This is a genomic window from Pseudarthrobacter sp. RHLT1-30-1, assembly GCF_059383415.1.
Genome location: NZ_JBWZCG010000058.1, coordinates 1 through 2,787, shown reverse-complemented (window position 1 = coordinate 2,787; position 2,787 = coordinate 1). Strand labels below are relative to the sequence as shown.

Here is a 2,787-nt window from a genome sequence, read left to right as displayed (position 1 = left end):
AAAAACCCCGCAACCACCCGGACTAAAGGCCCAACAGACGGGCCCCCACGGCCGAAACAATGAAACCCCGCTCCTGTGGGCTGCATCACCGCGCTCCGAAGTCACTCGGACTACGATCAGGGGGTGATGGCAGAAAGCGGGCGCCGAAGACCAGAACTCCGCCATCGGCGTGTGTCCGGGCCAGCCGCGACCGGCCTCTCCCAAGGCGAAGTTGCCACCCGGATGAGGGACGGCCTCGGCAACCATGCGCCGGACGCAACCAGCCGCACCCTCTGGGAGATCGTCCGCGCCAATGTGCTGACGCTGTTCAACGCGATCGTGGGTACGAGCTTCGTGCTGCTCCTGCTGCTTGGAAGCTGGCAGGACGCACTCTTTGGCCTTTCCGCCGTGGGCAACGCGGTGATCGGAGTCGTGCAGGAGTATCGGGCCAAGCGGTCTCTGGACCGGCTCGCAGTCCTTGAGGCACCGCTGGCCCGCGTGCTGCGGGATGGCAGTGTTCAGGAAATCGGCACCGCCGAGGTGGTGCTTGACGATGTCCTGGTCCTGCGGCCCGGCGACCAGGTTACGGCCGATGCCTCGGTCCTCGAGAGCAGCGGGCTGGAGGCCGACGAATCCCTGCTTACCGGGGAGTCGGACCCCGTTGACCGGGATGTTGGGACTGAGGTGCTCTCCGGCTCCATCATCGTTGCCGGCCGCGGCACCGCTCGGGTCGTGCGGGTGGGCGCTGAGTCGTTCGCCAGCCGCCTCACCGCCGATGCGAAACGGTTCTCGCTGGTCAACTCGGAGATCCGCAATAGTCTCAACCGGATTCTGCGCTGGCTCACCTGGGCGCTGTTGCCGGTCGCCGTCGTCGTGGCCAATGGTGAGATGCAGTCCAGAGGCGGCTGGGAGCAGGCCATCGCTACCGGCGCCTGGACCTCCGCGCTGGTGGGCGTGATTGCAAGCGTCATCGCCATGGTTCCGCTGGGCCTTGTTCTGCTCTCGAGCGTGGCCTTCGCCGTGGGAGGGGTCCGGCTCGCCGGGAATAAGGTTCTCATCCAGGAGCTGGCAGCAGTGGAGGGCCTGGCCCGCGTGGATGTCCTCTGCCTGGACAAAACCGGGACGCTGACCGAAGGCCGGATCGTCTTCGACGGTGTGCATGAGCTGGCTGAGCCGGCGGAACCTGGTTGGGAGCGCGCTCTGGGCTGGTTTGCGGCGGATCCGGAGGCGAACGCGACGTCGCGTTGCATGGCCGCAGCTTTTGAGCAGAACGGCACGAGCGCAGCGGTGTCTTCGGTTCCGTTCTCGTCCGCCCGGAAGTGGAGTTCTGTGGCGTTCGACGGCGGTGTTGCTCGCCCAGGCACTTGGATCCTCGGCGCCCCGGAGGTAGTGCTGGGAGCCGGGTCCGACGGTGGCGCGGGTGCGGACTCGCCGGCTGGCGCCGCGCTGGGAAAGGCCGGGCGGCTGGCCGCATCGGGGCTACGCACCGTCGTGCTCGCTTTCGCAGACGGCACCGCCATCACTGCCGACACCGCAACACTGCCCTCCGCCGTGAGGCCCGTGGTGGTGCTCACGTTTCGGGAGCAGATTCGTCCTGATGCGCGAAGGACGCTTGCGTACTTTCGCGAGGAGGGCGTTGAGCTGAAGATTTTTTCGGGAGACGACCCCCGTACGGTGGCTGCGATTGCGCGCAGCGTGGGTCTCGACGTCGAGGGTGGTTATGATGCCCGGACACTCCCGGCTGACCCCCGTCTTCTCGAAGAGGTATTGGCTGCCAACACGGTCTTCGGCCGGGTAAGTCCCGACCAGAAGAAGGAAATGGTGGCCGCACTCCAGCGTCGCGGTCACACGGTTGCGATGACGGGCGACGGCGTTAATGATGTGTTGGCCTTGAAAGAGGCAGACCTCGGCATAGCAATGAACACTGCCGCGCCTGCCACTAAGGCTGTGGCCCGGCTGGTCCTTTTGGATGGGCGCTTCGACCGGCTGCCAGGAGTGATGGCCGAGGGCCGGAGGGTGATAGCCAACGTTGAGCGGGTTTCCAAGGTATTCCTCAGCAAAACGGCTTACTCGATAGCGATCGCGGTCAGTTTTGGCGTGTTGAACCTGCAGTTTCCATTCCTGCCCCGGCAATTGTCATTCACGGACGGCTTGACGATAGGCATCCCCTCCTTCTTCCTGGCGCTGATGGCAAATACCCGCCTCTACCGGCCCGGGTTCCTGCGCCGCTCGCTCTCGTTCGCGGTGCCCGCAGGGCTCATCGTCGCTGCTTGCCTGCTGGGGCTGAACTTGTACGCAAATACCGGTGCACTTGCCCAGACGGGGCCGGAGTTCCTGCAATCAGCATCTGTGCTGACGTTGGCGTTGCTCGGGCTGTGGATTCTCGCGATTATCTCCCGCCCGCTGGATCCGAAGAAGTTGGCGGTCATGATTGCGATGTGTGCGAGCCTGGTGATCCTGCTCAACCTGCCGCTCGCCCAGGACTTCTTCAAGCTGACGCTGCCGCCGGCGGAGATGTTGTGGGCAGCAGGGATCGGTGTGGCCGGTGCGGGGTTGTTGCTTGAGTTGCTGGCCTTGGTGCATGGCAGGGTGTTCCCGCGCTGAGCCTGCGCCCCGACGTGCGCGGGGGGTGCTGGCTCCGCCGTGTGCCCGGGGAGTGCGCCTATCGTTGGGCAGGTCCCAGCGCGCGGGGCCGTGGGGTTCGGTGTTTGGGGGTTAAATGCGGGAGAGCCCCGACCTGTGTGGTTGGGGCTCTCGACCGTGTAATGATGTTCCGGCGGTGACCTACTCTCCCACACCCTCCCGGGT

1 protein-coding gene is annotated in these 2,787 nt (G+C 65.4%); it reads left to right on the top strand.

The features are described from left to right. Positions 1-126: 126 nt before the first annotated feature. Positions 127-2,583, top strand: coding sequence for an HAD-IC family P-type ATPase (locus AC50YM_RS20460; RefSeq protein ID WP_494958763.1), 2,457 nt, complete (start codon positions 127-129; stop codon positions 2,581-2,583). Positions 2,584-2,787 lie beyond the last annotated feature (204 nt).

Bases quoted from the DNA above. Each gene is read 5' to 3' on its own strand.
- AC50YM_RS20460 (WP_494958763.1), top strand. From the start codon at position 127: ATGGCAGAAAGCGGGCGCCGAAGACCAGAACTCCGCCATCGGCGTGTG.